Source organism: Pseudovibrio sp. WM33 (assembly GCF_001623165.1).
In the GTDB taxonomy this organism is placed as follows: Bacteria; Pseudomonadota; Alphaproteobacteria; order Rhizobiales; family Stappiaceae; genus Pseudovibrio.
Window position 1 is genome coordinate 1 of the sequence record NZ_LMCK01000114.1, and the last position, 333, is coordinate 333.

Below are 333 nucleotides of genomic sequence, written 5' to 3' on the forward strand. Positions count from 1 at the left end.
TACGCCCGCCACGTTGACCATTCACCACAAATACGAGGGCCTGCGCCATCTCTCCGGAGTGATCGCCGAGATTGCCCGTGGCAATGAAGGCCATCACCGCACCAGTTACTCACTCACGCTGCTGCCCAGTTTGCACCGGCTCGCCCATGGCTCTGACTGCCGGATCTTTCAGAAAAAAAAGCGTGCCCGAGATCGTCAAAATCCTGCTCAAGGAGCACGGCGTAGAGGATGTGAAGTGGGATCTGACTGAGCCTCATGAAGCCCGCGAATACTGCGTGCAGTACCGGGAAAGCCACTTAAGCTTTTTAGATCGCATCACGGCAGAAGAAGGCA

At 56.2% G+C, this 333-nt stretch carries 2 protein-coding genes; both read left to right on the forward strand.

Annotated features, from left to right (window positions below):
- Positions 1–58 precede the first annotated feature (58 nt).
- Entirely contained in the window at positions 59–250 is a 192-nt protein-coding gene (locus tag PsWM33_RS26940; protein WP_275078568.1) for a hypothetical protein, read from the forward strand.
- The coding region (locus PsWM33_RS28715; protein WP_275078569.1) for a contractile injection system protein, VgrG/Pvc8 family at positions 183–333 on the forward strand (151 nt) is incomplete at its 3' end. The genes PsWM33_RS26940 and PsWM33_RS28715, both read left to right, overlap by 68 nt.